This is a genomic window from Streptomyces flaveolus, from assembly GCF_044765825.1.
In the GTDB taxonomy this organism is placed as follows: Bacteria; Actinomycetota; Actinomycetes; order Streptomycetales; family Streptomycetaceae; genus Streptomyces; species Streptomyces flaveolus.
Map to the genome: position 1 here is coordinate 155,909 of NZ_JBIWKU010000013.1, position 25,934 is coordinate 181,842.

22 protein-coding genes are annotated in these 25,934 nt (G+C 73.9%); 4 read left to right on the forward strand and 18 right to left on the reverse strand.

The window, feature by feature from the left end:
• The 5 genes from thpD to ACIRG6_RS32060 form a co-directional block, all read right to left on the reverse strand.
• Positions 1-900: an ectoine hydroxylase gene (gene thpD / locus ACIRG6_RS32040; protein WP_189228461.1), complete on the reverse strand. Its 900-nt coding sequence runs from the start codon at positions 898-900 to the stop codon at positions 1-3.
• 6 nt (positions 901-906) lie between these two features.
• Positions 907-1,305, reverse strand: a complete 399-nt coding sequence (locus ACIRG6_RS32045) for an ectoine synthase (RefSeq protein ID WP_043374438.1) — start codon at positions 1,303-1,305, stop codon at positions 907-909.
• Between the two features lie 88 nt (positions 1,306-1,393).
• Positions 1,394-2,665: a diaminobutyrate--2-oxoglutarate transaminase gene (ectB, locus tag ACIRG6_RS32050; RefSeq protein ID WP_403325178.1), complete on the reverse strand. Its 1,272-nt coding sequence runs from the start codon at positions 2,663-2,665 to the stop codon at positions 1,394-1,396.
• 132 nt (positions 2,666-2,797) lie between these two features.
• Entirely contained in the window at positions 2,798-3,316 is a 519-nt protein-coding gene (gene ectA, locus ACIRG6_RS32055; protein ID WP_364682995.1) for a diaminobutyrate acetyltransferase, read from the reverse strand.
• A 325-nt stretch (positions 3,317-3,641) separates the two neighbouring features.
• A complete protein-coding gene (locus ACIRG6_RS32060) occupies positions 3,642-4,772 on the reverse strand; it encodes a pyridoxal-phosphate-dependent aminotransferase family protein (protein ID WP_403325240.1) in 1,131 nt (376 codons plus the stop codon).
• A 168-nt stretch (positions 4,773-4,940) separates the two neighbouring features.
• On the opposite strand from ACIRG6_RS32060, the gene ACIRG6_RS32065 reads away from it, so the two are divergent.
• The 3 genes from ACIRG6_RS32065 (at position 4,941) to ACIRG6_RS32075 (ending at position 7,698) form a co-directional block, all read left to right on the forward strand.
• On the forward strand, positions 4,941-5,471 hold the full coding sequence (locus ACIRG6_RS32065) for a hypothetical protein (protein ID WP_364682993.1): 531 nt from the start codon (positions 4,941-4,943) through the stop codon (positions 5,469-5,471).
• Positions 5,472-5,481: 10 nt separating this feature from the next.
• Complete coding sequence (locus ACIRG6_RS32070) at positions 5,482-6,579, forward strand: amidohydrolase family protein (RefSeq protein WP_350724529.1); 1,098 nt, start codon at positions 5,482-5,484, stop codon at positions 6,577-6,579.
• A 186-nt stretch (positions 6,580-6,765) separates the two neighbouring features.
• Positions 6,766-7,698 carry an SCO1860 family LAETG-anchored protein gene (locus tag ACIRG6_RS32075; RefSeq protein WP_403325180.1) on the forward strand — a complete coding sequence of 311 codons (933 nt, stop codon included), beginning with the start codon at positions 6,766-6,768 and terminating at the stop codon, positions 7,696-7,698.
• Between the two features lie 142 nt (positions 7,699-7,840).
• Here ACIRG6_RS32075 and cobC read toward each other — a convergent pair whose 3' ends face one another.
• From cobC to cobM, 6 genes are read right to left on the reverse strand one after another with little or no spacing between them, the layout of a single operon-like run.
• Positions 7,841-8,917, reverse strand: coding sequence for an Rv2231c family pyridoxal phosphate-dependent protein CobC (cobC, locus tag ACIRG6_RS32080; RefSeq protein WP_364682988.1), 1,077 nt, complete (start codon positions 8,915-8,917; stop codon positions 7,841-7,843).
• A complete protein-coding gene (locus ACIRG6_RS32085; RefSeq protein ID WP_189228467.1) occupies positions 8,889-9,806 on the reverse strand; it encodes a sirohydrochlorin chelatase in 918 nt (305 codons plus the stop codon). The genes cobC and ACIRG6_RS32085 overlap by 29 nt, the downstream gene beginning before the upstream one ends.
• Positions 9,803-10,390, reverse strand: coding sequence for a precorrin-8X methylmutase (locus ACIRG6_RS32090; RefSeq protein WP_364682986.1), 588 nt, complete (start codon positions 10,388-10,390; stop codon positions 9,803-9,805). Before ACIRG6_RS32090 ends, ACIRG6_RS32085 begins: the two co-directional genes overlap by 4 nt.
• Complete coding sequence (cobJ, locus tag ACIRG6_RS32095; protein ID WP_403325182.1) at positions 10,387-12,069, reverse strand: precorrin-3B C(17)-methyltransferase; 1,683 nt, start codon at positions 12,067-12,069, stop codon at positions 10,387-10,389. Before cobJ ends, ACIRG6_RS32090 begins: the two co-directional genes overlap by 4 nt.
• Positions 12,066-13,310 (reverse strand): precorrin-6y C5,15-methyltransferase (decarboxylating) subunit CbiE, encoded by a 1,245-nt coding sequence (gene cbiE, locus ACIRG6_RS32100; RefSeq protein WP_403325184.1) that lies wholly within the window; start codon positions 13,308-13,310, stop codon positions 12,066-12,068. The genes cobJ and cbiE overlap by 4 nt, the downstream gene beginning before the upstream one ends.
• Entirely contained in the window at positions 13,307-14,134 is an 828-nt protein-coding gene (gene cobM / locus ACIRG6_RS32105; RefSeq protein ID WP_403325186.1) for a precorrin-4 C(11)-methyltransferase, read from the reverse strand. Before cobM ends, cbiE begins: the two co-directional genes overlap by 4 nt.
• A 95-nt stretch (positions 14,135-14,229) precedes the next feature.
• On the opposite strand from cobM, the gene ACIRG6_RS32110 reads away from it, so the two are divergent.
• The gene (locus tag ACIRG6_RS32110) at positions 14,230-14,958 is read left to right on the forward strand and encodes a ZIP family metal transporter (RefSeq protein ID WP_189228472.1); all 729 of its coding nucleotides are present in this window, start codon (positions 14,230-14,232) and stop codon (positions 14,956-14,958) included.
• A 20-nt stretch (positions 14,959-14,978) separates the two neighbouring features.
• On the opposite strand, the gene cobI is transcribed toward ACIRG6_RS32110, so the two are convergent.
• Genes cobI through ACIRG6_RS32145 form a run of 7 tightly spaced genes read right to left on the reverse strand, consistent with a single transcriptional unit; the run spans position 14,979 to position 25,874 of the window.
• Positions 14,979-15,728, reverse strand: a complete 750-nt coding sequence (cobI, locus tag ACIRG6_RS32115; RefSeq protein ID WP_364682981.1) for a precorrin-2 C(20)-methyltransferase — start codon at positions 15,726-15,728, stop codon at positions 14,979-14,981.
• On the reverse strand, positions 15,725-17,104 hold the full coding sequence (locus tag ACIRG6_RS32120) for a cobyrinate a,c-diamide synthase (RefSeq protein ID WP_403325188.1): 1,380 nt from the start codon (positions 17,102-17,104) through the stop codon (positions 15,725-15,727). The genes cobI and ACIRG6_RS32120 overlap by 4 nt, the downstream gene beginning before the upstream one ends.
• Complete coding sequence (gene cobO / locus ACIRG6_RS32125; protein ID WP_351140517.1) at positions 17,101-17,700, reverse strand: cob(I)yrinic acid a,c-diamide adenosyltransferase; 600 nt, start codon at positions 17,698-17,700, stop codon at positions 17,101-17,103. The genes ACIRG6_RS32120 and cobO overlap by 4 nt, the downstream gene beginning before the upstream one ends.
• Complete coding sequence (locus tag ACIRG6_RS32130; RefSeq protein ID WP_403325190.1) at positions 17,700-19,757, reverse strand: putative cobaltochelatase; 2,058 nt, start codon at positions 19,755-19,757, stop codon at positions 17,700-17,702. Before ACIRG6_RS32130 ends, cobO begins: the two co-directional genes overlap by 1 nt.
• Positions 19,754-23,407, reverse strand: coding sequence for a cobaltochelatase subunit CobN (gene cobN, locus ACIRG6_RS32135; protein WP_364682975.1), 3,654 nt, complete (start codon positions 23,405-23,407; stop codon positions 19,754-19,756). The genes ACIRG6_RS32130 and cobN overlap by 4 nt, the downstream gene beginning before the upstream one ends.
• Positions 23,404-24,912 (reverse strand): cobyric acid synthase, encoded by a 1,509-nt coding sequence (locus ACIRG6_RS32140; RefSeq protein ID WP_364682973.1) that lies wholly within the window; start codon positions 24,910-24,912, stop codon positions 23,404-23,406. The genes cobN and ACIRG6_RS32140 overlap by 4 nt, the downstream gene beginning before the upstream one ends.
• Entirely contained in the window at positions 24,909-25,874 is a 966-nt protein-coding gene (locus ACIRG6_RS32145; protein WP_364682971.1) for a cobalamin biosynthesis protein, read from the reverse strand. Before ACIRG6_RS32145 ends, ACIRG6_RS32140 begins: the two co-directional genes overlap by 4 nt.
• Positions 25,875-25,934: the final 60 nt, after the last annotated feature.

Genomic DNA, 25,934 nt, shown 5'->3' on the forward strand with positions numbered 1-25,934 from the left:
TCACCGTACCGGCGTGAAGTCCCGCGCGCCGATGAACTCCGGTCGCCGGATCGGTGCCGCGAACGGCTCGACCGCCGTGTTCTCCACGCTGTTGAACACGATGAACACGTTGCTGCGCGGGAACGGCGTGATGTTGTCGCCCGAGCCGTGCATGCAGTTGCAGTCGAACCAGGTCGCCGAACCGGCCTTGCCGGTGAACAGCTTGATGCCGTACTCCGAGGCCATCTTCGTCAGCGCCTCGTCGGACGGGGTCCCCGCGTCCTGCATCTGCAGGGACTTCTTGTAGTTGTCCTTCGGCGTGGCCCCCGCGCACCCGAGGAACGTCTTGTGCGACCCCGGCATGATCATGAGACCGCCGTTGGTGTCGTAGTTCTCGGTGAGCGCGATCGAGACCGAGATCGTCCGCATGTTCGGCAGACCGTCCTCGGCGTGCCAGGTCTCGAAGTCCGAGTGCCAGTAGAAGCCACTGGCCCCGAAGCCCGGCTTGACGTTGATCCGCGACTGGTGGACGTAGACGTCCGAGCCGAGGATCTGCCGGGCCCGGCCGACCACGCGCTCGTCGCGCACCAGATTCGCGAAGACCTCGCTGATCTTGTGCACTTCGAAGACGGACCGGATCTCCTTGGACTGCGGCTCCACGATGGAGCGCTCGTCCGCCCGAATGGCCGGGTCGCTCGTCAGCCGCTCCAGCTCCCGCTGGTAGACGGCGACCTCGTCCGGCCCGATGAGCTGGTCGATGGCGAGGAAGCCGTCGCGGTCCAGCGCCTGGAGGTCACCGGCCGACACGGGGCCGGGGGTGTCGGGGCTGCCCCAGACCACCGGGTCCTGCCGGGGAGTGGCCACCTCGGTGGCACCGCGGGTGGGATAGAGATCGGTGATGTTCGTGGTCGTGATGGTCACGGTGACTCACACCTCCTCGGTGAGCAGCGGGTAAACGCCGTTCTCGTCGTGGTCCTCCCGTCCGGTCACGGGCGGGTTGAAGACACAGATGCAGTGGAAGTCCTCCTTGACCTTGAGCGTGTGCCGCTCATGGCCGTTCAGGAGGTACATCGTGCCGGGGGTGATGTGGTACGTCTTCCCCGTCTCGCGGTCGGTGAGCTCGGCGTCGCCCTTGGTGCAGACGACGGCCTCGATGTGGTTCGCGTACCACATGGACGTCTCCGTACCCGCGTACAGGATCGTCTCGTGCACGGAGAAGCCGACCTTCTCCTTGGCGAGGACGATGCGCTTGCTCTCCCAGGTGCCGGACGCGGACTTCACGTGCCGGTCGGTGCCTTCGATCTCCTTGAACGAACGGACGATCACGGTGTTGCGATGCCTCCTAGGTGAAGGGTGTGCAGGGTCCCCGGCGCCCACGGTCGCGTGGGCCGAAGGCGCCGGAAGGGGTGGGGTGTCAGGCGGTCTCGCGCACGGCGCGGGCGAGGGTCTTCATGCCCTCGTCCAGCTCGTCGGGCGTGATGGTGAGCGCCGGCAGGAGTTTGACGACCTCGCTCTCGGGGCCGGACGTCTCGATGAGCAGTCCGAGCTCGAAGGCGCGCTTGGCGACGCGGCCCGCGCGGTCCTTGTCGTGGAACTCCAGGCCCCAGACCAGGCCGCGGCCCCGGTACTCCTTGATGTCGGCGAGGTTCTCCTCGGTGATGGCGATCATGTGCTGCTCGACCTGCTCACCGCGGGTGCGGGTCTGCTTCTCCATCGCCGACCCGTCGGTCCAGTACGCCTCCAGCGCGGCGGTCGCCGTGACGAAGGCCGGGTTGTTGCCGCGGAAGGTGCCGTTGTGCTCGCCCGGCTCCCAGATGTCCAGCTCCGGCTTGAACAGGCACAGCGACATGGGCAGGCCGTAGCCGCTGATCGACTTGGAGACGGTGACGATGTCCGGCGTGATGCCCGCCTCCTCGAAGGAGAAGAAGGCGCCGGTACGGCCGCAGCCCATCTGGATGTCGTCGACGATGAGCAGCATGTCCTGGCGTGCGCACAGCTCGGACAGGGCGCGCAGCCACTCGGTACGGGCGACGTTGATGCCGCCCTCGCCCTGCACGGTCTCGACGATCACGGCGGCCGGCTTGTTGAGGCCGGAGCCCTGGTCCTCGAGCAGCCGCTCGAACCAGAGGAAATCCTCGACGGTGCCGTCGAAGTAGTTGTCGAACGGCATGGGCGTGCCGTGCACCAGCGGGATGCCGGCGCCGGCCCGCTTGAAGGCGTTGCCGGTCACGGCGAGCGAGCCCAGCGACATGCCGTGGAAGGCGTTGGTGAACGACACGATCGACTCGCGCCCCTTCACCTTCCGCGCCAGCTTGAGCGCGGACTCCACGGCGTTGGTGCCCGTCGGGCCCGGGAACATGACCTTGTACGGCAGGTCGCGCGGCCGCAGGACGATGTTCTGGAACGTCTCCAGGAAGCGGCGCTTGGCCGTGGTCGACATGTCCAGCCCGTGCGTGACGCCGTCCCGCTCCAGGTAGTCGATCAACGCCCGTTTCAGGACGGGGTTGTTGTGCCCGTAGTTGAGCGAGCCCGCTCCGGCGAAGAAGTCGAGGTACTCGTGGCCGTCCTCGTCGTACATGCGGCTGCCGTGCGCACGGTCGAAGACGGTGGGCCAGCCGCGGCAGTAGCTGCGCACCTCGGACTCGACGGTCTCGAAAACGCTGAGGTCGGGCTGGGTGATGGTCACGACGAATCGCTCCTCGTGGGGTGAGGGTGGGAGAGGAAGGTCGTACGGATCCGGGGACCGGTGCGGTCTCTGCCGGGAAGTGTGAGGGCCGGAGGGCCGGGACCGGCGGGCCGAAGCCCGGGGGCCGGTCGGTCAGTCGCGGGCCGCGGCGGGGAGAGGGCCGATGCGGTACAGCACTTCGGGCTCGTGCGGTCCGTCGGGGAAGTGGTCCGTCCCGAAGAGCACCTCGCGTTCGAGCCGGGCGCCGTGCCGCTCGGCGAACGAGGTGAACAGCCGCTGGGACGCGGTGTTGTCGGGTGAGATGGTGGTCTCCACAGTCGCCGTCCCGTGCTCCGCGACCGTCCGGGCGGCCAGCTCGTCGAGCAGTGAAGCCGCGAGCTTCCGTCCACGGTAAGCCTCGTCCACCGCCACCTGCCACACGAGCAGCGTGTCCGGCCGGTCCGGCCGCAGGTAGCCGGTGACAAAGCCAATCGGCACGCCGTGCCCGTCGCGGGCAACGGCCGATGTGGCGGCGAAGTCACGGCACCAGAGCAGATAGCTGTAGGACGAGTTCAGGTCGAGGACCTTGGAATCCCTCGCTATCCGCCACAGGGCGGCTCCGTCGGCCACTTCCGGGCGATCGATTCGCAGGTCTGCTTGCGCGGCGGTCATGCAAATTGAATTTACCCAGTGGAATTAAAAAATGCATCGCCGGATGGGGTTACGTATGGGCGCCTCATGTGTTATCGCGCGGGCGCGTGCTTCCGCGCGAGTGGCGGCGTTTTGGGGGTAAATGACCGGTATATAACACACAAAACGGGCAGCATGTGCAACGGGTCACAATCATGCAACCCGTCGCGGGGTGCTCGGAGTCCGATGTTCCGGCTTCAAGAAATCAGTGGGTTTAGGCCCACGGAAACCGGGCAGGAGAATACCGGGAGCCTATCGAGGTAATTACTCAATTCACTTTCTGTGAACTTCCGTAATTACCTCGAATTCACGCTCCCGCAAAGCCGGCGGCGGACGGCCCGTCCCAGGCGTCCTCGACGGCCCGACGGGCCGCCTCCGGATCGGTCGTGAAGCCCTTCTCGGCCAGCGCGGCACCCAGTGCCGCCAGACAGCCCTGCACGGCCCCGCGCGTCGCGTCCGGCCCGTAGTGGTTGACGCGGACCATCTCCTTGGCCAGCGCGCCGCCACCCGCGGCCAGCGGCAGCGCCGGGTCGGACGCCAGCCCCCGGGCCACCAGCTCCGAGGCGTCCAGCTCCGAGGGGACCCGCAGGGTCGTCGCCACCGGAGCCGCCTCGCGGGCCTCGTACACATACGGTTCCAGGCCGCCACCCAGCGCGAGCGCCCCGGCCCGGGTGGCCGCCGCCGCCGACGCGTGCCGCGCCATCACCGTGTCCAGGCCCTCCGCCTCGATGCGCTCGACGCAGGCCTCCAGCGCCAGCATCTCCAGCTGCGCCGGCGCGTGCAGCAGCGCCTTGCGCCCGCCGTCGATCCAGCGCTCCTTCCAGTCCAGCAGCGACAGGTAGGACCGGCGCGGTGCCCCGGGGTTCGCCGCCATCCGCGCCCACGCCCGCTCGCTCACCGACACCGCCGACACCCCGGCCGGGCCGCCCATCGCCTTCTGCGCGCCGATGACGCACAGGTCCACGCCCCACGCGTCCGGCAGCACCGGCTCGGCGCCCACCGAGGCCACCGCGTCCAGGTAGAAGAGCGCCCCGTGCTCCCGCACCACCTCGCCGATCTCCGCCACCGGGTTGGTGTTGCCGGTCGCCGCCTCCGCGTGCACCAGGGACACGAAGTCGATCTCCGGGTGCTCGGCGAAGGCCTGGCGGACCAGGTCGGCCGTCACGGCGGTGTGGAACGGCACGGCGAGGTCGTGCACCGTCGCGCCGCAGTCCCGCAGCCAGTTGCCGAACGTCTGCCCGTACGGCCCGGTGACGACGTTCAGCGCGACGGTGTCCGGCCCGGCGCACCCGCGGATCGCGCCCTCCAGCGGCAGCAGCGCCTCGCCCTGCGTGATCAGGACGTCCTGCCGGGTGCCGAGCAGGCGCGCCACCCGGTCCTCGATCGCGGCGAAACGGGCGGCGCTCAGCGGGGCGAGGTCCAGGAAGGGGTGGGTCACGGCGGTGCTCTCTTCACTCACGGTCAGGTGTACGACGCGTACGGAGTCGAGAGTAACCGTGGCTCCTGCCGCCACTCGCGGGGGAGGCCGTCCGTTGCGACACCCCCACGCCCGGAATCGTGGCTTCCGCCACAGCCACGGTGATCGCCGGGTGATGGACTCGACCCCGTGATCGTCCTGCTGCTCGTCCTCGTCGCGGTGTCGACGGCCGTCGTCCTCGGCCGGGGCGCCGGCACCCGCCTCCGCCGCCCGTACCCGGCGCAGGGCCCTCCCGGCGTCCGCGCGCCGCGCCGGCCGGGCGCCCCCTTCCGCGTCGTCGCCCAAGTCTCCGGCGGCGCCGCCGCCCTGCTCTACGTCTGGGGCGCGCTGTGCGTGCTGTCCGCTGTCATGGAGGCGGAGGACGGCGGCGCGGGCTCCGCGCCGATGCGGCCCTGCCGTACCGGGGCGTCCCCGGAGCTGTCCGGGCGGGTCGTCGACTACTCGGTCTCCTACCTGCCCCTCCGCTTCCGCTGCGAGACCGGCGACGGCGCCGGTTACGCCTCCGCCGACATCCCCGGCTACGTCAACCCCGGCCTCGCCGTCCTCGCCCTGACCGCCGTCGCGAGCGCCGTCGCGGCCGGATGGGCGACCGAGCTGCGCGCCCGCGCGGAACGGCGGCCGGTGACCGGGCACTCGAACGGCCCCGGCGGCCCCGTCTAAGGTGCGGGGCATGAGCGATCGCACGGTGCTGCACGTGAAGGGGCGGGTGCTCGTCGGCCCGCGGGACGAGGACGTCCGCGACGAGCTGTGGGTCATCGACGGCCGGATCTCGTACGACCGTCCCGCCGGGGCCGGCGACGTCCGCACCGTCGAGGGCTGGGCGCTGCCCGGCCTGGTCGACGCGCACTGCCACGTCGGCCTCGACCAGCACGGCGCCGTACCCGAGGACGTCGCCGAGAAGCAGGCGCTGACCGACCGGGACGCGGGCACCCTCCTCATCCGGGACGCGGGCTCGCCCTCCGACACCCGCTGGATCGACGACCGCGAGGACCTTCCGAAGATCATCCGTGCGGGCCGGCACATCGCCCGCACGCGCCGCTACATCCGCAACTACGCCTGGGAGGTCGAGCCCGAGGACCTCGTCGCCTACGTCGCCCAGGAGGCCCGGCGCGGCGACGGCTGGGTGAAGCTGGTCGGCGACTGGATCGACCGCGACCTCGGCGACCTGTCCGCGTGCTGGCCGCGCGGTGCCGTCGAGGCCGCCATCGCCGAGGCCCACCGGCTGGGCGCCCGCGTCACCGCGCACTGCTTCGCCGAGGACTCGCTGCGCGACCTGGTCGAGGCCGGCATCGACTGCGTCGAGCACGCGACCGGTCTGACGGACGACACGATCCCCCTCTTCGCCGAGCGGGGCGTCGCCATCGTGCCCACCCTGGTCAACATCGCCACCTTCCCCGCGCTCGCCAAGGGCGGCGAGAGCCGGTTCCCGCGCTGGTCGGACCATATGCGCCGGCTGCACGCCCGCCGCTACGACACCGTCCGCAACGCCTACGACGCCGGGATCCCGGTCTTCGTCGGCACCGACGCGGGCGGTTCCCTGGCCCACGGCCTGGCGGGGGCGGAGGTCGCCGAACTCGTCACCGCCGGCATCCCGCCCGTCGAGGCCCTTGCCGCGGCGACCTGGGCCGCCCGGCGCTGGCTCGGCAGGCCCGGCCTCGACGAGGGCGCGCCGGCGGACCTGGTGGTGTACGAGCAGGACCCGCGCGCGGACGTGCGCGTGCTCGGCGCTCCGCGCCGGGTGGTGCTGAACGGGCGGGTCGTCGGATAGCCGACACGGGTGACACCGGGGAACACGCGTGCCGGAGGATTCGAAAAGACTCGCGGAAACCCCACGAAGGGGTGAAGTGACCCTGGATCGCTGACGGTTGGAGCCGGGCGGGGACATCCTTTCCGGGTCCCAAGCATGTCGCTCATGCGTGTTCCGCACGCATGTCTTTCTGGGGGTCCCACCACCTTGAACGGCAACACCTTCCGCATGCCCGCACGCCGCCTCGTCACCGTCACGGCGGCCACGGCCCTGGCCGCCGGTCCCGCGGTCCTGGCCGGCGCGGGCACCGCCCGTGCGACCGACGACCACGGCCGCGCGAGCGCCACGGTCCTGCGCACCGACCTCGACGTGTCCCTGCTCGACAAGACCGTGAACGTCCCGCTCACGGTCACCCTCAACGAGGTGCAGGCGCCCGAGAGCGCCCGGAAGACCGCGCTGACCGCCCGGCTGGACGGCGTCGAGGGCGGCAAACCCTTCAGCGTCCTGCGCGCCGACGTGGCCGACGCCGGGGCGACGACGACCGCGGACAAGGCGGAGGGCCACACGGAACTGGCCCGGGCCCGGGTCCACGTCCCCGGACTTCCGCTGCTGTCGGTCATCGAGGTCGGACAGGTCACCTCCACGGCGACCTGCGAGGCGGGGAAGAAGCCCGTCGCCTCCTCGAACCTGCTGGGCGCGGTCACGGTCCTCGGCAAGAAGGTCACGCTGACCACCGGCGGGACGACGGACGTGAAGGTGCCCGGCGTCGGGGAGGTGCGGCTCGACCTGTCGACGACGGAGACCACCTCGCGCTCGGCAGCCGCCACCGCGCTCCGCCTCACCGTGCACGTCAACCCGCTCGACCTGGGCGTGGCGGAGGTCGACGGCACCCTGACCCTGGCGAGCGCCACCTGCGAGTCCCCGGCGGCCCCGCCGGCCGAGGCCGCGCAGCCCCCGGCGAAGGCGGAGGAGCCGTCCGCCGAACCGGCCGCGGACGTGAAACTCCAGGGCGCCCCCGCCGAGGCCGGCCTGGCCGAGACCGGCGGCAGCTCGACCACCCCGTACCTCGCGGCCGGCGCCGCCGCGCTGGTCCTGGCGGGCGGCGGAGCGCTGGCCGTGGCCCGGCGCAGGCGCGGCTGACGACGGGGAGGCCGGGGGCGGGTCCGGGGGCGCTTGCCCGCGCTGACGGGGCGCCTCCCCCGGAGGGGGCCCCAACGCCCACCCGTGCCGCCCTGGGGGTACCTCCCAGGCCGTTCAGGCAACGCAGGCTGTTGGGGGGCAGTCAGGGCGTCAGGGCGCGGTCCAGCGCCGTCAGGAAACCGTCCGTCGTCGTTCGGTCCCGTACCGCGAGGCGCAGCCAGTCCGCGCCCAGTCCCGGGAACGTGTCCCCGCGCCGGACGGCGTACCCGAGGGCGCGCAGCCGCTGCCGTACGCTCGCCGCGTCCGGGAGGCGGACCAGGACGAAGGGGCCCTCGGGGGGCTCGGCGACCCGGAGTCCCGCGGGGGCGAACCTCCGTAGCCCGGCGACGAGACGGTCCCGGTCCGCGGCGATGCGGTGGGCGGCGTGGGCCGCCTCCGCCAGCGCGCGCGGCGCCACGCACGCCTCGGCCGCCGCCAGCGCGGGTGTGGACACGGGCCACAGGGGCTGGGCGCGCTCCAGGCCGGTGACCGTCTCCGGCGCTGCCAGCACGTACCCGATGCGCAGGCCCGCCAGCCCCCACGTCTTGGTGAGGCTGCGCAGGACGACCAGCCCGGGCACGTCCGTCCGCCCGGCCAGCGCCTCCCGCTCACCCGGCACCGCGTCCATGAACGCCTCGTCCACGACCAACGTCCGGCCGGGACGCGCGAGTTCCACCAGCGTGCCCGCCGGGTGCAGCACCGACGTCGGGTTCGTCGGATTGCCGATCACCACCAGGTCGGCGTCCTCCGGGACGGCCGCCGGGTCCAGCCGGAAGCCGTCCTCCTCCCGCAGCAGCACCCGGCCGACCGTGTGCCCCGCGTCCCGCAGCGCCGCCTCCGGCTCCGTGAACTGGGGGTGCACCACCACCGGCCGGCGCACCTTCAGCGCCCGCGCCAGCAGCACGAACGCCTCCGCCGCGCCCGCCGTCAGCAGCACCCGCTCCACCGGCAGCCCGTGCCGCGCCGCCACCGCCGCCCGCGCGGCCCGCCCGTCCGGGTAGGCCGCGAGGGAGCCGAGCGAGCCGGCCACGTGCTCGCGCAGCCACGCCGGGGGCGTGTCCGCGCGGACGTTCACCGCCAGGTCCACCAGCGCCGAACCGTCGTCCCGGACCTCGGCGTCCCCGTGGTGCCGCAGGTCGGGGCCGCCGAGGTCACTGTGCATGGGAGTGTGCGTGTCCATGCCCGTGATGGTGCCCGTGGTGGTGATGACCGTCGTCGTCGGGGTGGAAGTGCGGCTGCTGCGGCAGCCCCACCTTGTCCTCGAACCCGGGCAGCGCGATCCGGTACACGCAACTGTCGCAGTTCATCCGCAGATCGCCCTTCACCGCCTCCTCGTACCGCTCCCACACCAGGTCGAGCAGCTCCGGCTCGGGTCCGATGACGTCCGCCGACCGCACCTCGGTCTCCGGGTGCGCGGCGGCCCACTGCTCCGTCTGGTGCCGGACCCGGTCCGGGAGGATGCCGGTGAACAGGAAGTACGGCAGGACCACGATCCGCCCGGCGCCCAGCCGCGCGCACCGGTCCAGGCCGCCCGGCACGTCCGGCTGCGCCAGCGACACGAACGCCGTCTCCACACCCGCGTAACCGCGGCCCTCCCACAGCAGCCGCGCCGCCTTGAACACCTCGGCGTTGGCGTCCGGGTCCGTCGAACCGCGCCCCACCAGCAGCACGGTCACCTCGGAGGGGTCCCAGGAGGGATCGACGGCCTCCGTCAGCCGCCGCTCCAGCACCCGCAGCAGCGACGGGTGCGGGCCCAGCGGACGCCCGTACGTGTACGAGATGCCGGGGTGGCGCTCCTTCTCGCGGGACAGCGCCGCCGGGATGTCACCCTTGGCGTGCCCGGCGGACACCAGCATCAGCGGCACCGCGGCGAACCGGCGTACGCCGCGCTCCACCAGCTCGGCGACCGCCTCGCCCAGCGGCGGCGGGGACAGCTCGATGAAGCCGCCCGCGACGGGCAGTTCGGGATGGCGGCGGCCCAGCTCGCGCACGAAGTCACGGAACGCCTCGGCTCCGGCCTCGTCCCGGGTGCCGTGGCCGGCGATGAGCAGGGCGGGCGGGGTGGTCACAGGGTCTCCTCGGGGGACGTGGGGTGGTACAGCAGGGCGTTGAGCGCGGCGGACGCGACCGCCGACCCGCCCTTCTCGGACACGTTGCTCACGGCGGGCAGCCCGCTCTCGCGCAGCGCCGCCTTGGACTCGACCGCGCCGACGAAGCCGACGGGCAGCCCGATGACGAGCGCGGGGGAGGCGTCCAGGGTCAACAGCTCCTCCAGGGCGGTGGGCGCGTTGCCGATCACCCAGAGGGCGCCGGGCCCGACCTGCTCGTACGCCAGCCGGATGCCGTGCGCCGAGCGGGTCAGTCCCGGCCCGGCGACGGCGTCCTTCAGCCGGCAGACGGTCTCCCTCCGGGTGATGCCCGCGCCGACCATCTCGACGTCCACGACGACGGGCGCCCCGGCGTGCAGCGCCGCGTGTGCCTTCGCCAGCTCGCCCTCGTCCATGACGAGGTCCGACGCGTACTCCAGGTCGGCGGCGGAGTGGATGACCCGCTCCACCACCGCCCGGGTCAGCGGCGCGAAGCGCGAGGTGTCCAGACGGGCGCGCAGCCGCCGGTAGGACTCCTCCTCGATGGGGTGGACCACACGGTTCACCGGGAGGCCTCCTGCCAGCGGTAGCCGCGCGGGGTGACCATGCGCCCGGCGATCTCGCGGGTCGCCGTGTTGCCCACCGTGACGACCGTCATCATGTCGACCGTCGCCGGGTCCAGCGCCGCGAGCGTGGTGAGCCGGCTCGACTCGTCGGCGCGCGACGCGTTGCGCACGACACCGACCGGCGTCGTCGGCTCCCGGTGCCCGGCGAGGATCGCCAGCGCCTTCGGCAGCTGCCAGTCCCGGCCCCGGCTGCGCGGGTTGTAGAACGTCACGACGAGGTCCGCCTCGGCCGCCGCGCGCACCCGCCGCTCGATGACCTCCCACGGCGTGTGCAGGTCGGACAGGCTGATCGACACGTGGTCGTGGCCCAGCGGCGCGCCCAGGATCGCCCCGGCGGCCAGCGCCGCCGTCACGCCCGGCACCCCGACCACGTCGATGTCGTCGGACGCCTCGGCCAGCGCCGGCGACGCCATGGCGTACACGCCCGCGTCACCGCTGCCGATCAGCGCCACCGTCCGCCCGCGCCGGGCCTCGGCCACCGCCGTCCGCGCCCGTTCCTCCTCCGCCCCGAGCCCCGACTCCAGGATCCGGGTGCCGGGCCGCAGCAGATCGCGGATCTGGTCGACGTACTGGTCGAGACCGACCAGCACGGACGCCCGCCGCAGCTCCGCCAGCGCCCGCGGCGTCAGCAGGTCCCGGGCGCCCGGCCCGAGCCCGACCACCGCGAGCCGCCCGCGCCCCGGCCGCCGTACGACGGCACAGGTCGCCATGGCGGGCACCGCCGCCGACTTCCGCTTGGGCACGAGGAGTTCGCCCCCGCCCACCAGCGCCGCGGCCTCCGCGACCGAGGGGGTGCCGACGGCGGCGAGCGGCGCGTCCGAGGGGTTGGGCACCTCGACGCCCGCGAGCTCCCCGGCGGGGTACGTCACCAGCGGCACGCCCAGCCGCTCGGCCGCCCCGACGATGCCCGGCTCCTCGGCCTTGGCGTCCACGGTGGCCAGCTCGGCGACCGACGCCGCCGACAGCCCGGCGTCCCGCAGCGCCGCCTCCACCAGGGCGAGCACCTCGTCCACCGGCGCCCCCTTCGAGGCGCCGACACCGACGACCAGGGACGGCGGACGCAGCACGGCCTCACGCTCGGCCGGCTCCACCAGACGGTCCGTCAGCCGGACCGCGTACGCCCCCTCCGCGGCGAGGGGCAGCGGCGGCAGCGGCCAGGCGACCTCGGCCCGCAGCGCCACCGGCTCACCGTCCAGCAGGGCCCGCGAGACCCCGGCGACATCGCCCTCGACGGGCAGCCCCAGCGTGTCCAGGCCCGGCAGGCCCACGGCGTCGGTCGCCGTCGTCACCACCGGCTCGGCGCCCAGCATCCCGCCCACCGCGCGGGCGAGTTCGTTGGCGCCGCCGCCGTGCCCGCCGACCAGCGACACGGCGAACCGCCCGCCCTCGTCGACGCACACCACGCCCGGGTCCGTCCGCTTGTCGTCCAGCAGCGGGGCCACGAGCCGGACCACGGCCCCCGTGGCCAGGAAGCACACGAGCTGCTCGCACTCGGCGAACGCGGTCCGTACGGCGTCCGCGACGGGACCCTCGTACACGCGCGTGCGGTCCGGCCACGCAGTGGCCAGCCGGTCCCGCGCCGCAGCTCCCGCCGCGGTGGCGGAAATGAGGCCGATCACTGGGCCCCTCCTTCTTCGGTTTCTTCGGTACGGCTGCCGGGCCTCGCGCCCCACAGCAGGAAAACGGGATTGGTCGCCGCCAGCCGCGTCACGTCCCCCGGCAGCGGCGCGAGCCGGGACGACTGGAGCAGCACCCCGTCGCACTCCAGCCCCGCGTCGAGCAGCGCCTGACGGGCCGCCGGCACCCGGTCCAGCGCGGCCATCGCGACGACCACGGACCGCCGGGCGCGCCGCGCGCAGGCCGAGACGATCGCCGGCAGTTCGCGCCCGCCGCCGCCGACGAACACGGCTTCGGGGTCGTCCAGGCCCGACAGCACCGCGGGCGCCGCGCCGTGCACCACCCGGACGTCGACCCCGTGCGCGGCGGCGTTGGCGCGCACGCGCTCGACCCCGTCCGGTGTCTTCTCCACGGCGGTGACGGCCGCGCCGAGCCGCGCGCACTCCACGGCCACGGACCCCGAGCCCGCGCCGACGTCCCACACCAGGTCGCCGGGGCGCGGACCGAGCCGGGCCAGCGCCAGCGCCCGCACCTCGAACTTGGTGATCATCGAGTCGCGGTGGGCGAACGCGGCCTCGTCCAGCGCCCATCCGGCCGGACCCGGCCGCGGCCCGGCCACCGAGCGCACCGGGCCCAGCGCCCGCGGTTCGTCCAGGCTCAGCACCACGCTCACCGCCGCGCCCCAGTCCCGGGCGGCGGCCTCGGCGGGCGTCACCCGCTCCACCCGCTCCTCGCCGGAACCGAGCGCGGAGGCGACGACCAGCACCCGCCCGTCGCCCGCGAGCGCGGCCCCCAGCTCCGCCGGACCCGCCCCCGGCCCGGTCAGCACGGCCACCTTCGGGTGGGCGCGGCACAGGTTCACCGCCGTCCGCAGGTCCCGCCCGTGCGCGCTGGCCACCACGGCGTCGTCCCACGGCAGCCCGGCCCGCGCGAACGCGGCGGCCACCGACGACACCCCGGGCCGCACATCGAGCAGCTTCGGCCCGAACCGCTCGGCCAGCGCCCGCACGATCCCGAAGAACCCCGGGTCGCCGGAGGCCAGCACCAGCACCGGCCGTTCCTTCGCGACGTACTCCGCGACCGTGTCCAGGGCGGGCGTCAGCGCCCCGAGGACGACCCGCTCGGCGCCCTCCGGCAGCCGTACGGCGTCCAGGTGGCGCCGCCCGCCGACGACCAGTTCCGCGCCGTCGGCCACGTCCTCGGGCAGCGGGGAACCGGTCCCCGCCCCGACCACCGTGATCATGTGCTCGCACCCCGCGCGCGCAGCTCCCTGCGGGCCTCGGGGTCGGCCTTGCGGTACCCGTGGAAGTGCCCCGGGTGGTACAGGTGCGAGCGGGTGCCGTGCGCGTCGAGCGCCGGACCGACCAGGAACAGGGTGTGCTTCCAGAGCCTGTGTTCCTTGACGGTCTCCTCCAGCGTGCCGATCGTGCACTTCACGACCAGCTCCTCCGGCCAGGTCGCCTGGTAGGCGACGACGACCGGCGTCTCGGTCGGATAGCCGCCCTCCAGCAGCTCCCGCACCAGCTGGCCGCTGCGCGCCGCCGACAGGAAGACCGCCATGGTCGTGCCGTGCTTCGCGAACTCGCGGACCTCCTCCCCGGGCGGCATCGGCGTCTTGCCGCCGCCGAGCCGGGTGAGGACGACGGACTGCGCGACCTCCGGGATGGTCAGCTCCCGCTGCGCGAGCGCGGCGACCGCGGAGAAGGCGGAGACGCCCGGCACGACCTCGGTCGCGATGCCGATCTGCGCGCACCGGTCGAGCTGCTCCTGCGTGCCGCCCCACAGGGCAGGGTCACCGGAGTGGATGCGGGCCACCCGCAGCCCCTCCTCGCGGGCCCGCTGGTAGACGGCGACGACGTCCTCCAGCGACATCGTCGCCGAGTCCAGGACCTCCGCGTCCTCACGCGCGTGCTGCAGGACCTCCGCCTGGACCAGGCTCGCCGCCCAGATCACGACGTCGGCCTCGGCGATGGCGCGGGCGGCGCGGAACGTCAGCAGATCGGCGGCGCCGGGGCCGGCACCGACGAAGGTCACCTTGCCGGCACCGGTACCGGCGGTGGGAGCCATGGGGTCCATGGAAATCGGTCCTCTCCTGCGCATATTTACTGCGGTTGCTGCTGTCGGACGCGCGTGAACGCGGGCTGATCGGATACCAAGGGCGCATGGCGGTCTTCGTCGCGCTCGGCGCGTTCCTGATGACGCTGGCCGGCGGCTGGACGGCACAGCGCGTGACCGACCGGCGCCACCTGGTCCTGGGCCTGGCCGGCGGCCTGATGCTGGGCGTGGTCGGACTCGACCTGCTGCCGGAGGCGCTGGAGGCGGCGGGCCGGGAGGTGTTCGGCGTCCCGGCGGCCCTGCTGCTGTTCGTCGCCGGATTCCTGCTCGCCCACCTCGTGGAGCGCCTGCTGGCCGCCCGCCGCGCCGCGCACGGCGCCGACGAGCACGGCCACCGCACGCCCGAGGTGGGCCTGACGGCCGCCGCCGCGATGGTCGGGCACAGCGCGATGGACGGCGTGGCGATCGGCGCGGCGTTCCAGGTGGGCGGCGGCATGGGCGCGGCGGTCGCGCTGGCCGTGGTCGCCCACGACTTCGCGGACGGCTTCAACACCTACACGCTCACCAGCCTGTACGGGAACGCCCGCCGCCGGGCCGTCGCCATGCTCGTCGCGGACGCCGTGGCCCCCGTCGTCGGCGCGGCGTCCACGCTCTTCTTCACGATCCCGGAGGGTGTGCTCGGCGGGTATCTCGGTCTCTTCGGCGGCGTTCTGCTCTATCTCGCCGCCGCCGAGATCCTGCCCGAGGCCCACCACGAGCACCCCGCCCGGTCGACCCTGCTGTGCACGATCGCGGGCGCCGCCTTCATCTGGCTGGTGGTGGGCATCGCCGAGTGACGTCCCGGGATCCGGGTGGCTCACAGCTTGCCGCCCCGCCCGCCCTCGCGCCGTGCCGGTGCGATGAGCGTCGACAGATAGGGCAGCGGCGCCCCGTCCAGCTCGGCGGCCGGCCGTACGGACTCCTCCGCCAGCCCCAGCGCCGAACCCCATACGGCGTCGTCGAGCCGCCCGGTCTCCCGCAGCGCCTCGGCGACCTCGGCCGCCTGCCGGCCGAACTTGTAGGCGACGACGGTCCCCGGCCCGTTCAGCGCGTCCTTGAGCACCGCGGCCCCGGCGGTCACCGGCACCAGCGTCAGCGGCTCGGTGCCCTCCGTCAGCACGGCACCCGACCGGGCCGCGAGGTCCTGCATGGCGGTGATGCCCGGCACGGTCTCCACGACGGTGCCCGGCACGAGTTCGCCGACGGTCTGCGCGAGATACGTGAAGGTCGAGTACACGTTGGGGTCGCCGATGGTCGCGAAGGCGACGGAACCGTGGGCCCGCAGCAGCGCGGCCACCCGTTCCCCGGCCGCGTCCCACGCCGCCTCCCGGCGCCCCCGGTCGGAGCGCTCGTTCAGCGCGAACACGACCCGGACGACCTTCTCGGCGGGCACGTAGTGCAGCACGGTCGCCTCGGCCCTTCCCCGCTCCCCGCCGTCTTTTCCGTCGGGTGCAGCCATGACGGGAACGACGACGACCTCGGCGGCGCGCAGCGCGTTCACGCCCTTGACGGTCACCAGCTCCGGGTCCCCGGGCCCGACCCCCACCCCGATCAGCCTGCTGCTCATGACGTCCGGCACCTCTCCACGAACCGACGGGCGACACCGGGCTCGGACGCCCAGTGCGTGTGCAGATAGCTCGCGTGCACACCGCGCTCCACAAATCCCTCGACGCGCCGCTCGGGCGCCCGCATCCCCCATGCCGGCGCCGCCCCGGCGCCCGGCTCCACGACCGTCCGGTGGAACTCGTGCCCCCGCATCCGCGTCCCCGCGACGGCCAGCGCACTGTCGTTCACGGCCACGGCGTCCCGGTAGCCCAGGGTGAGCCGTTCGGACATCCGCGCGCAGGCGTCGAGCACCCCGCACATGGGCAGCCCGTCCAACTCCCGGCACAGATACAGCAGCCCGGCACACTCGGCGGCGACGGGAGCACCGCTGAGCGCGAGTTCGGCGACGCTCTTGCGCAGCCCCTCGTTGGCCGACAGCTCGGCGGCGTGCACCTCGGGAAAGCCCCCACCGACGACCAGCCCGGCGGCCCCCTCGGGCAACTCCTCGTCCCGCAACGGATCGAAGGCGACGACCTCGGCCCCGGCGGCGGCGAGCAGCTCGGAGTGCTCGGCGTAGGAGAAGGTGAACGCGGCACCGCCGGCAACGGCGACGAGGGGCCCCGGCTTCTCGGCCGACCGAGTCGGGTGGTGGGTGGGCGAAGGACCGGGGGTCCAGGGGGCGGAGCCCCCTGGCAGCGGACCGACGGCACGCGCCAGCCTCACCAACGCCTCCAGGTCACACCCGCCGGCCACCTGAGCCGCCATCGCGGCAACGGCCTCCACCGCCTGCGAAGCTCGCTCGGCGACCGGCACCAGCCCCAGATGCCGGGACGGCACATCCACCTGCGGCGCCCGCCGCAGCACCCCCAGCACCGGCACCCCGACGGAGTCCACCGCCTCCCGCAGCAGCGCCTCGTGCCGGTCCGACCCGACCTTGTTGAGGATCACGCCCCCGATCCGCACCTCCGGATCGAAGGACACGAACCCGTGCACCAGTGCCGCCACCGACCGCGACTGCGACGACGCGTCCACGACCAGCACCACCGGCGCCCGCAGCAGCTTGGCGACGTGCGCGGTGGACGCGAGTTCGCCCTCGCCCGCCGCCCCGTCGTACAGCCCCATCACACCCTCGACCACGGCGATGTCGCACCCGCGCGCCCCGTGCAGGAACAGCGGCCCGATCAGCTCGGGTCCGCACAGGTAGGCGTCGAGGTTGCGACCCACCCGCCCGGTGGCCAGCGCGTGGTACCCGGGGTCGATGTAGTCGGGCCCGACCTTGTGCGGGGACACGGCGAGGCCCCGCGCGGTGAGCGCGGCCATCAGCCCGGTGGCGACGGTGGTCTTGCCACTGCCCGAGGAGGGCGCGGCGACGACCAGCCGAGGGACGGAGGAGGTCACCACTCGATGCCCCTCTGCCCCTTCTGCCCGGCGTCCATCGGGTGCTTCACCTTGGACATGTCGGTGACGAGGTCCGCGAACTCCACCAGCTTCTCCGGCGCGTTCCGCCCGGTGATCACGACATGCTGCGTCCCCGGCCGGTCCCGGAGCACGGAGACGACCTCGTCGGTGTCGACCCACCCCCAGTGCATCGGGTAGGCGAACTCGTCCAGCACGTACAGCTTGTACGTCTCGGCGGCGAGGTCCCGCTTGACCTGCTCCCAGCCCTCCCGGGCTTTCTCCTCGTTGTCCATCTGAGCGTCCCGCTGGACCCAGGACCAGCCCTCGCCCATCTTGTGCCAGTCGACGGACCCGCCCTCACCGCTGGCGCCGAGCACCCGCAGGGCGTTCTCCTCGCCTACCTTCCACTTCGCCGACTTGACGAACTGGAACACCCCGATCGGCCACCCCTGGTTCCAGGCCCGCAGCGCCAGCCCGAAGGCGGCGGTGGACTTGCCCTTCCCCACGCCCGTGTGCACGACGACCAGCGGACGATTACGCCGCTGACGGGTCGTCAGCCCGTCGTCCGGCACGACACTCGGCTGCCCCTTCGGCATTACGCGGCCCTCCTGCTCGCCTGTACGTCCTTCACCAGCCCGGCGATGGAGTCCGCCCGCAGCTCGTCCAACGTCACCGCCGTACCGCCCAGTTCGTCCGCGAGCCGCCCGGCGAGCCCCAGCCGCACCGGCCCCGTCTCGCAGTCCACGACCACGGAGGCGGTGCCCTCGGCGGCGAACAGCCGCGCGGCCCGCGAAGCCAGCGCGACCGGCTCGGTCCCACCCGTCGCCCGACCACCACCCCGGCCGGAGGCGCTTCGCGCCGCCCCTGCCGCTGTGGCCCGCCCGTCCGTCACCACCACGACCAGCGGCCGCCGCGCCGGGTCCCGCAGCCGCTCCACCCGCAGCACCTCGTGCGCCTTCAGCAGCCCGGCCGCGAGCGGCGTACGGCCACCGGTCGGCAGCGACTCCAGCCGGGCGGCCGCCGCGTCCACCGACGAGGTCGGCGGCAGGGCGACATCGGCGGCCGAGCCCCGGAAGGTGACCAGCCCCACCTTGTCCCGCCGCTGGTAGGCGTCCAGCAGCAGCGACAGCACGGCACCCTTCACCGCGCTCATCCGCTGCCGCGCCGCCATCGACCCCGAGGCGTCCACGACGAACAGCACGAGATTGCCCTCACGCCCCTCGCGCGTCGCCTGCCGCAGATCGTCCCGGCGCACCACCAGCCCGGGCCCGCTGCGCCCCCGCGCCCGCTGGTGCGGGGCGGCGGCCTGCACGGTGGCCGCGAGGTGCAGCTTGGTCAGCGCCCCCCGGGGCCGCCGGGCCCCGGTCGTCCGCCCGTGCTCGGTCCGCGCCCGCGACCGGCGCCCGGCGGCACCCTCGCCCAGCCCGGGCACGCTCAGCACCTTCGTGCGGAACGGCTCGGCGGCCCGCACGGGGGACTGCTCGCCGGCGCCGCCGGACGGCTGCGGCTGCCCGCCCTCCCCGGCCTCGGGCCGCGCGGCGGTGTCACCGTCGCCCTGGGGCGCGTCGTCGGGCTCCGGCTGTCCGCCGGGACCGCCGCCGGGACCCGGGTCCGGATCGTCGTCGCCGTCGCCCTCGTCCTGCCCGCCGAACTCCTCCAGCGTCTCGTCGAGCTTGTCCTCGTCCAGCCCCGGCGCGTCGAAGGGATTGCGCCGCCGCCGGTGGGGGAGGGCCAGCAGCGCGGCCTGCCGTACGTCCTCCGCCAGCACATCGGTCCGCCCGGCCCACGCGGCCAGCGCGGTCGCCGTGCGCGCCATCACGATGTCGGCGCGCATGCCGTCCACCTCGAAGGCCGCACAGGTCGCCGCGATCTGCCGCAGCGCCCCGTCGCCGAGCCGCACCGACGGCAACAACGTCCGCGCGGCCACGATCCGGGCCCGTACGGCGGCCTCCTCGTCGGCCCAGCGCGCGGCGAACGCGGCCGGATCGTCGTCGTACGCCAGCCTGCGCCGCACGACCTCCACCCGCAGGTCGGGCTCGCGCGACGCGGCGACCTCGACGGTGAGCCCGAACCGGTCGAGCAACTGCGGCCGCAGCTCGCCCTCTTCGGGGTTCATCGTGCCGACGAGCAGGAACTTCGAGGCGTGCCGCACCGACACCCCCTCGCGCTCGACGTACGAGGCGCCCATCGCGGCGGCGTCCAGCAGCAGGTCGACCAGGTGGTCGTGGAGCAGGTTGACCTCGTCGACGTAGAGGATCCCGCGGTGCGCGTCGGCGAGCAGGCCGGGCTCGAAGGCCTTCACGCCCTCCGACAGCGCCCGCTCGATGTCCAGCGCGCCGACGAGCCGGTCCTCGGAGGCACCGACGGGCAGCTCCACCATCCGCGCCGGCCGGGACCCGGAGGCCCCCGCCCCGTGCGGCCCGTCCGGGCACGCGGGGTCGGGGGAGTGCGGGTCGCAGGAGAACCGGCAGCCGGAGACGACGTCCACCTCCGGCATCAGCGCGGACAGGGCGCGCACCGCCGTCGACTTGGCGGTGCCCTTCTCGCCGCGCACCAGCACGCCGCCGACCGCCGGGGACACGGCGTTCAGCAGCAGCGCGAGCCGCAGGTCGTCCTGGCCGACGACGGCCGTGAACGGGAACGGGACACTCACTTGTCGTCACCCTCCAAGTCGCCTTCGAGTTCCAGATAGGTGGCGCGCAGCCGCTCCAGCGTCTCCGCGTCCGGCTCCGCCCACAGCCCCCGGTCGGCGGCCTCCAGCAGCCGCTCGGTGATGCCGCGCAGCGCCCAGGGGTTGGACTTCTTCATGAAGTCCTGGTTCTCCGCGTCGAACACGTACTCGGCGCTGAGCTTCTCGTACATCCAGTCGTCCACGACCCCGGCCGTGGCGTCGTAGCCGAAGAGGTAGTCCACGGTGGCCGCCATCTCGAAGGCGCCCTTGTAGCCGTGCCGCCGCATCGCCGCCATCCAGCGCGGGTTGACCACGCGGGCGCGGAAGACGCGGTGGGTCTCCTCGCCCAGCGTCCGGGTCTTCACCTGGTCGGGGGTGGCGGAGTCACCGACGTACGCCTCGGGGGAGGCGCCCGTGAGGTGCCGGACCATGGCGACCATGCCGCCGTGGTACTGGAAGTAGTCGTCGGCGTCCACGAGGTCGTGCTCGCGGGTGTCGACGTTCTTCGCCGCCACCGCGATCCGCCGGAACGCCGTCTCCATGTCCCCGCGCGCCGCCCGCCCGTCGAGGCCGCGGCCGTAGGCGTAGCCGCCCCACACCGCGTACACCTCGGCGAGGTCCGCGTCGGAGCGCCAGTTGCGGGCGTCGATCAGCGGCAGCAGACCGGCACCGTACGCGCCCGGCTTGGAGCCGAAGATGCGTGCCGTGGCCCGGCGCCGGTCGCCGTGCTCGGCGGTGTCCGCGTCGGCGTGGGCGCGCACGTAGTTCTGCGAGGCGGGCTCGTCCAGCTCCGCCACCGCCCGCACCGCGTCGTCGATCAGCCCGACGACGTGCGGGAACGCGTCCCGGAAGAACCCGGAGATGCGCACCGTGACGTCCACGCGCGGCCGGCCCAGCTCGGCCGGGGGCACGATCTCGAAGCCGGTGACCCGGCGCGAGGCGTCGTCCCACACCGGACGGCAGCCCAGCAGGGCCAGGATCTCGGCGATGTCGTCGCCCTGGGTACGCATCGCGGACGTGCCCCACACCGTGAGGCCGACGGACTTCGGGTACTCGCCGGTGTCGCTCAGATAGCGCTGGATCAGCGAGTCCGCCAGGGACTGGCCGACCTCCCAGCTCAGCCGGGACGGGATCGCCTTCGGGTCGACGGAGTAGAAGTTCCGGCCGGTCGGCAGGACGTTGACCAGTCCGCGGGTCGGCGAGCCGGACGGTCCGGCCGGGACGTAACCGCCGTCCAGCGCCCGCAGGATGTGCCCGATCTCGTCCGTCGTCCGGGCGAGCCGCGGCACGACCTCCCGGCAGGCGAACTCCAGCACGGCGACCGCGTCGGGCAGTGCGGTGCCCAGCACCTCCCGCACCAGACCCGGTACGGCCGTGACGTCCCAGTCCCGGGACTCCATCCCCTCCGCGAACCGCCGGCACAGCTGCTCCAGCAGGTCGATCGCGTCGGACGCGGTGCGTGCCGGACCCTCCACCAGCTCCGTCAGCTCCACCGGCACCTTCACCGGGGCGCCCGGCTCGGCCAGCAGCTCCTTCTCGACCAGCCCGGCGTACGAGGCCAGCGCGGCCCGCAGACCCGGCAGCGCGTTCGCCTGGCCGCCCCACACCTGCGAGGCGCGCAGCACCGCCAGCACCAGGTTGACGCGCGGCTCGCCGACCGGACCGCCGCCCAGGACGTGCAGGCCGTCGCGGATCTGCACGTCCTTGATCTCGCACAGATAGCCGTCGATGTGCATGACGAACTCGTCGAACGCGTCGTCGTCCGGCTGGTCGTCCACGTGCAGGTCGTGGTGGAGCTCGGCCGCCTTGACCAGCGTCCAGATCTGCGCCCGGACCGTGGGCGCCTTCGCCGGATCCAGGTCGGAGACGAGCGCGTACTCGTCGAGCAGCTGCTCCAGCTTGGCCAGGTCGCCGTAGGTGTCGGCACGGGCCATCGGCGGGACCAGGTGGTCGACCACCGTGGCGTGCCCGCGCCGCTTGGCCTGGGTGCCCTCGCCGGGGTCGTTGACGATGAACGGGTAGATCAGCGGCAGATCGCCCAGCACCGCGTCCGGCGCGCAGCCGCCGCTCAGCCCGAGGCCCTTGCCGGGCAGCCACTCCATCGTGCCGTGCTTGCCCATGTGCACGATCGCGTCGGCGCCGAAACTGTTCTCCAGCCACCGGTACGCCGCCATGTAGTGGTGGGACGGCGGCATGTCGGGGTCGTGGTAGATCGCGATCGGGTTCTCCCCGAAGCCGCGCGGCGGCTGGATCATGACGACGACGTTCCCGAACCGTAGGGAGGCCAGCACGATGTCGTCCCCGTCGACGTACAGCGAGCCCGGCGGCTCGCCCCACGCCTCGGTCATCGCGTCCCGCAGCTCCGGGTCCAGCTTCCCGAACCAGGCCCGGTAGTCCGCCAGCGGCACCCGCGCGGGCGCCGCGGCCAGCTGGTCCTCCGTCAGCCACTCGACGTCGTGACCGCCGGCCTCGATCAGCCGGTGGATCAGCTCGTCGCCGCCGGACGGGTAGTCGGTGAGCGAGTACCCCGCGTCCCGCAGCGCGTCCAGGACCCGGACCGCGGACGCCGGGGTGTCGAGCCCCACCGCGTTGCCGACCCGGGAGTGCTTGGTCGGATACGCGGTGAAGACCAGCGCGAGCTTCTTCTCGGCGTTCGGCTTGTGCTTGAGGGCCGCGTGCCGCACGGCGATCCCGGCGACCCGCCCGGCCCGCCCGGGGTCGGCCACGTACACCGGCACGTCGTCGGGGCCCTGCTCCTTGAAGGAGAACGGCACCGTGATCAGGCGGCCGTCGAACTCCGGGATCGCGACCTGCATCGCCGCGTCCATCGGGGAGAGCGCCGCGTCGGACGCCTCCCAGGCGGCCCGGGACGAGGTCAGGCAGAGCCCTTGCAGCACCGGGACGTTCAGGTCGGCCAGCGCGCCGATGTCCCACGCCTCCTCGTCGCCGCCCGCCGACGCCTGCGAGGCGTGGGTGCCGCCCGCGGCGAGGACGGTGGCGACCAGGGCGTCGGCCCGGCCCAGCAGCTCGTACAGCGCGGGGTCCGCGCCGCGCAGCGAACCGCAGTACACGGGCAGCGCGTTGGCGCCGCGCGCCTCGATCGCGTCGCACAGCGTGTCCACGAACGCGGTGTTGCCGCTGAGCTGGTGGGCACGGTAGAAGAGCACGCCGACCGTCGGGCGGCCCTCCACGAAGGACCGGGAGCCGTGGACGCCGTACTCCGGCATCTTCCGCGGCTCGTCGAAGCCCTCGCCGGTCAGCAGCACCGTGTCCGACAGGAACCCGGCGAGCTGCGTGAGGTTGTCCGGGCCGCCCTCGACCAGATAGCGCAGCGCCTGCGCCACCACACCGGCCGGCACCGACGACTCGGCCATCAGCTCCGCGTCCGGCACGCTCTCGCCGCCGAGCAGCACGGTCGGAATCCCGGACGCCTTCAGCGCGGCGAGCCCGTCCTCCCAGGCGCGCTTGCCGCCGAGCAGGCGTACGACGGCGATGTCGGCGCCCTCGACCAGCCCCGGCAGGTCCTCCCGGACGTCGACCCGGGTCGGGTTGCCGATCCGGTAGGCGGCGTCCGACGCACGGGCCGCCAGGAGGTCCGTGTCGGCGGTCGACAACAACAACACTGTGCTCATGCGGGCGCTCCCGGTGGAATGAAGGGCAGTCCTTGTGGCGCGCCGGACTCGATGAGCCGCCACAGCGCGTCCGTGTCCGCGTGCTGTTCGATCAGGTCGCCGAGCCGGTCGAGCTGCTCCTCGCGCAGCGCGGCGAACGAGGTGTCGGGGGCCGGCACGAAGCGGCGGCCCGCGGCGGCGGCCACCTCGCGCAGGAACGCCCGCCGGAAGCCGTCCGACTCCAGCGAGCCGTGCCAGTGGGTGCCCCAGGTCTGGCCGACCCGGCAGCCGTCCAGGAAGGGGACGCCGCCCGTCACCTCGGCGACCCCGTGGTGGATCTCGTACCCCTCGACGCGCTCGCCGAGGGCCTCGCCGACGGGCCGCGTGAGGGTCTTCTCGCGGGCGAACCGCACCCGCACGGGCAGCAGTCCGAGCCCGTCCACGTGCCCGGCGCGGGACTCGACCTCGTCCTCGATGTGCTCGCCGAGGAGCTGGAAGCCACCGCAGACGCCGAGCACGGGCCGGCCCTCGGCGACCCGGCGCGCGATCGCCTCCGCGAGCCCCCGCTCCCGCAGCCACTCCAACGCCCGTACCGTCCCGCGCGTCCCCGGCACGATCACCAGGTCGGCGTCGGCCAGCTCCTCCGGCCGGTCCACGAACCGCACCACGACACCGGGTTCGGCGGCCAGCGCGTCGACGTCCGTGAAGTTGGACATCAGCGGGACCGCGCAGACGGCGACCCGCAGCACGTCCTCGCCGACCGGCGGCGCGACCACGGACTCCCGCACCGTCCCGCGCAGCGAGACCCTCAGCCCGTCCTCCTCGTCGATCCCGAGCCCGTGCCGGAAGGGCAGCACGCCGTACGTCCGCCGCCCGGTGAGGCCCCGGAGCATGTCGATGCCGGGCTCCAGCAGTGACACGTCGCCCCGGAACTTGTTGACGAGGAACCCGGCGACCAGCGCCTGGTCCTCGGGCGACAGCAGCGCCACCGTGCCGAAGAAGGACGCGAAGACGCCCCCGCGGTCGATGTCGCCGACGACGAGGACCGGGAGCCCGGCGCCCCGGGCGATCCCCATGTTCACGATGTCCGTGCGGCGCAGGTTGATCTCGGCCGGACTGCCCGCCCCCTCGCAGATCACCGCGTCGTACGTGCCCCGCAGCTCGGCCAGGCAGTCGAGCACCGTGCCGAGCAACTGCCGCTGCCGCCCGCCGTGGTAGCCGCGGGCGCTCATCTCCCCGACCGGCTTGCCGAGCAGCACGACCTGGCTGCTCTGCTCGCCGCCCGGCTTGAGCAGCACCGGGTTCATCAGCGCGGTCGGCTCGACGCGGCACGCCTGCGCCTGCATGGCCTGCGCCCGCCCGATCTCGGCGCCCTCGCGGGTGACGAAGGAGTTGAGCGACATGTTCTGCGCCTTGAAGGGCGCGACCTTGACGCCCCGGCGCACCAGCCAGCGGCAGATCCCGGCGGTGACGACGCTCTTGCCGGCGTCGGAGGTGGTGCCGGCGACGAGGAGGCCACCGTTCATGACGTACGTCCCTTCCTGCTGACCCCGCGGACGAGCAGCCGCGCGCCCGCGCACACGCCCAGCGCCAGCCAGCCCACGCGCCGGGACAGCCGTACGGCCCGCTCGATGTCGCCGGATCCGGCCCGGACGGCGCGTCCCGCCGCCCCGTTGAGCACCGGCCGGTGTTCGACCCGGCCGCCGTACGAGAGCGTCCCGCCGAGCCGCACGCCCAGGGCGCCCGCGAAGGACGCCTCCACGGGCCCGGCGTTGGGGCTCGGGTGCCGCGCGGCGTCGGCACGCCAGGCCCGCACGGCGCCCCGGGGGTCGCCGCCGGCCACGGTGGTCAAGGCGGCGGTCAGGCGGGCGCCCGGCCAGCCCGCGAGGTCGTCGAGGCGGGCCGAGGCCCAGCCGTAGCGGCGGTACCTGGGGGACTTGTGGCCGACCATGGCGTCCAGCGTGTTCACGGCCCGGAAGCCGAGCAGCCCCGGCACTCCCGCCACGGCGCCCCACACCAGGGCGCCCACGACCGCGTCGGAGGTGTTCTCGGCGACGGACTCCACGACGGCCCGGGCGATCCCGTCGGCGTCCAGCGCCTGCGGGTCCCGTCCGCACAGATGCGGCAGCCGGGCCCGGGCCGCCTCGACGTCCCCGGCCTCCAGCGCCCGTCCGACGGCGCGGGCCTCCCGGGCCAGCGAGGTCCCGCCCACGACGGCCCAGGCGGCGGCGCCGGTCAGTGCGACCAAGGCGGCGGGGGAGCGGCGGACGGCGCGGGTGGCGGCGGTTCCGAGGACGACGGCGCCACCGGCGCACACGGCGGTGTGCAGCGCGCCCCAGCCGCGGTGGTCACGCCACAGCACCCGTTCCACGGCACCGGCGGCACGGCCGAACGCGGCGACCGGGTGTCCGCGGCGCGGATCGCCGAGGAGGAGGTCGCCGAGAAGGCCGGCGGCGGCGCCGTACGCGAAGACGCGTTCGGCGCGCACGGCTCAGCCGGCCGTGGGAAGGGACAGCGGAAGTGCGTCTCTGGTGAGCCCGGAACGGCA

Excerpts from the sequence above, each read along its gene's own strand:
- cobC (WP_364682988.1), bottom strand. The coding sequence starts at position 8,917 with ATGGACACGCACACTCCCATGCACAGTGACCTCGGCGGCCCCGACCTG.
- cobN (WP_364682975.1), bottom strand. The coding sequence starts at position 23,407 with ATGAGCACAGTGTTGTTGTTGTCGACCGCCGACACGGACCTCCTGGCG.
- cobM (WP_403325186.1), bottom strand. The coding sequence starts at position 14,134 with ATGGCTCCCACCGCCGGTACCGGTGCCGGCAAGGTGACCTTCGTCGGT.
- cobO (WP_351140517.1), bottom strand. The coding sequence starts at position 17,700 with ATGCCGAAGGGGCAGCCGAGTGTCGTGCCGGACGACGGGCTGACGACC.
- ACIRG6_RS32140 (WP_364682973.1), bottom strand. The coding sequence starts at position 24,912 with ATGAACGGTGGCCTCCTCGTCGCCGGCACCACCTCCGACGCCGGCAAG.
- ectA (WP_364682995.1), bottom strand. The coding sequence starts at position 3,316 with ATGACCGCCGCGCAAGCAGACCTGCGAATCGATCGCCCGGAAGTGGCC.
- cbiE (WP_403325184.1), bottom strand. The coding sequence starts at position 13,310 with ATGATCACGGTGGTCGGGGCGGGGACCGGTTCCCCGCTGCCCGAGGAC.
- ACIRG6_RS32070 (WP_350724529.1), top strand. The coding sequence starts at position 5,482 with ATGAGCGATCGCACGGTGCTGCACGTGAAGGGGCGGGTGCTCGTCGGC.
- cobI (WP_364682981.1), bottom strand. The coding sequence starts at position 15,728 with ATGAGCAGCAGGCTGATCGGGGTGGGGGTCGGGCCCGGGGACCCGGAG.
- ACIRG6_RS32110 (WP_189228472.1), top strand. The coding sequence starts at position 14,230 with ATGGCGGTCTTCGTCGCGCTCGGCGCGTTCCTGATGACGCTGGCCGGC.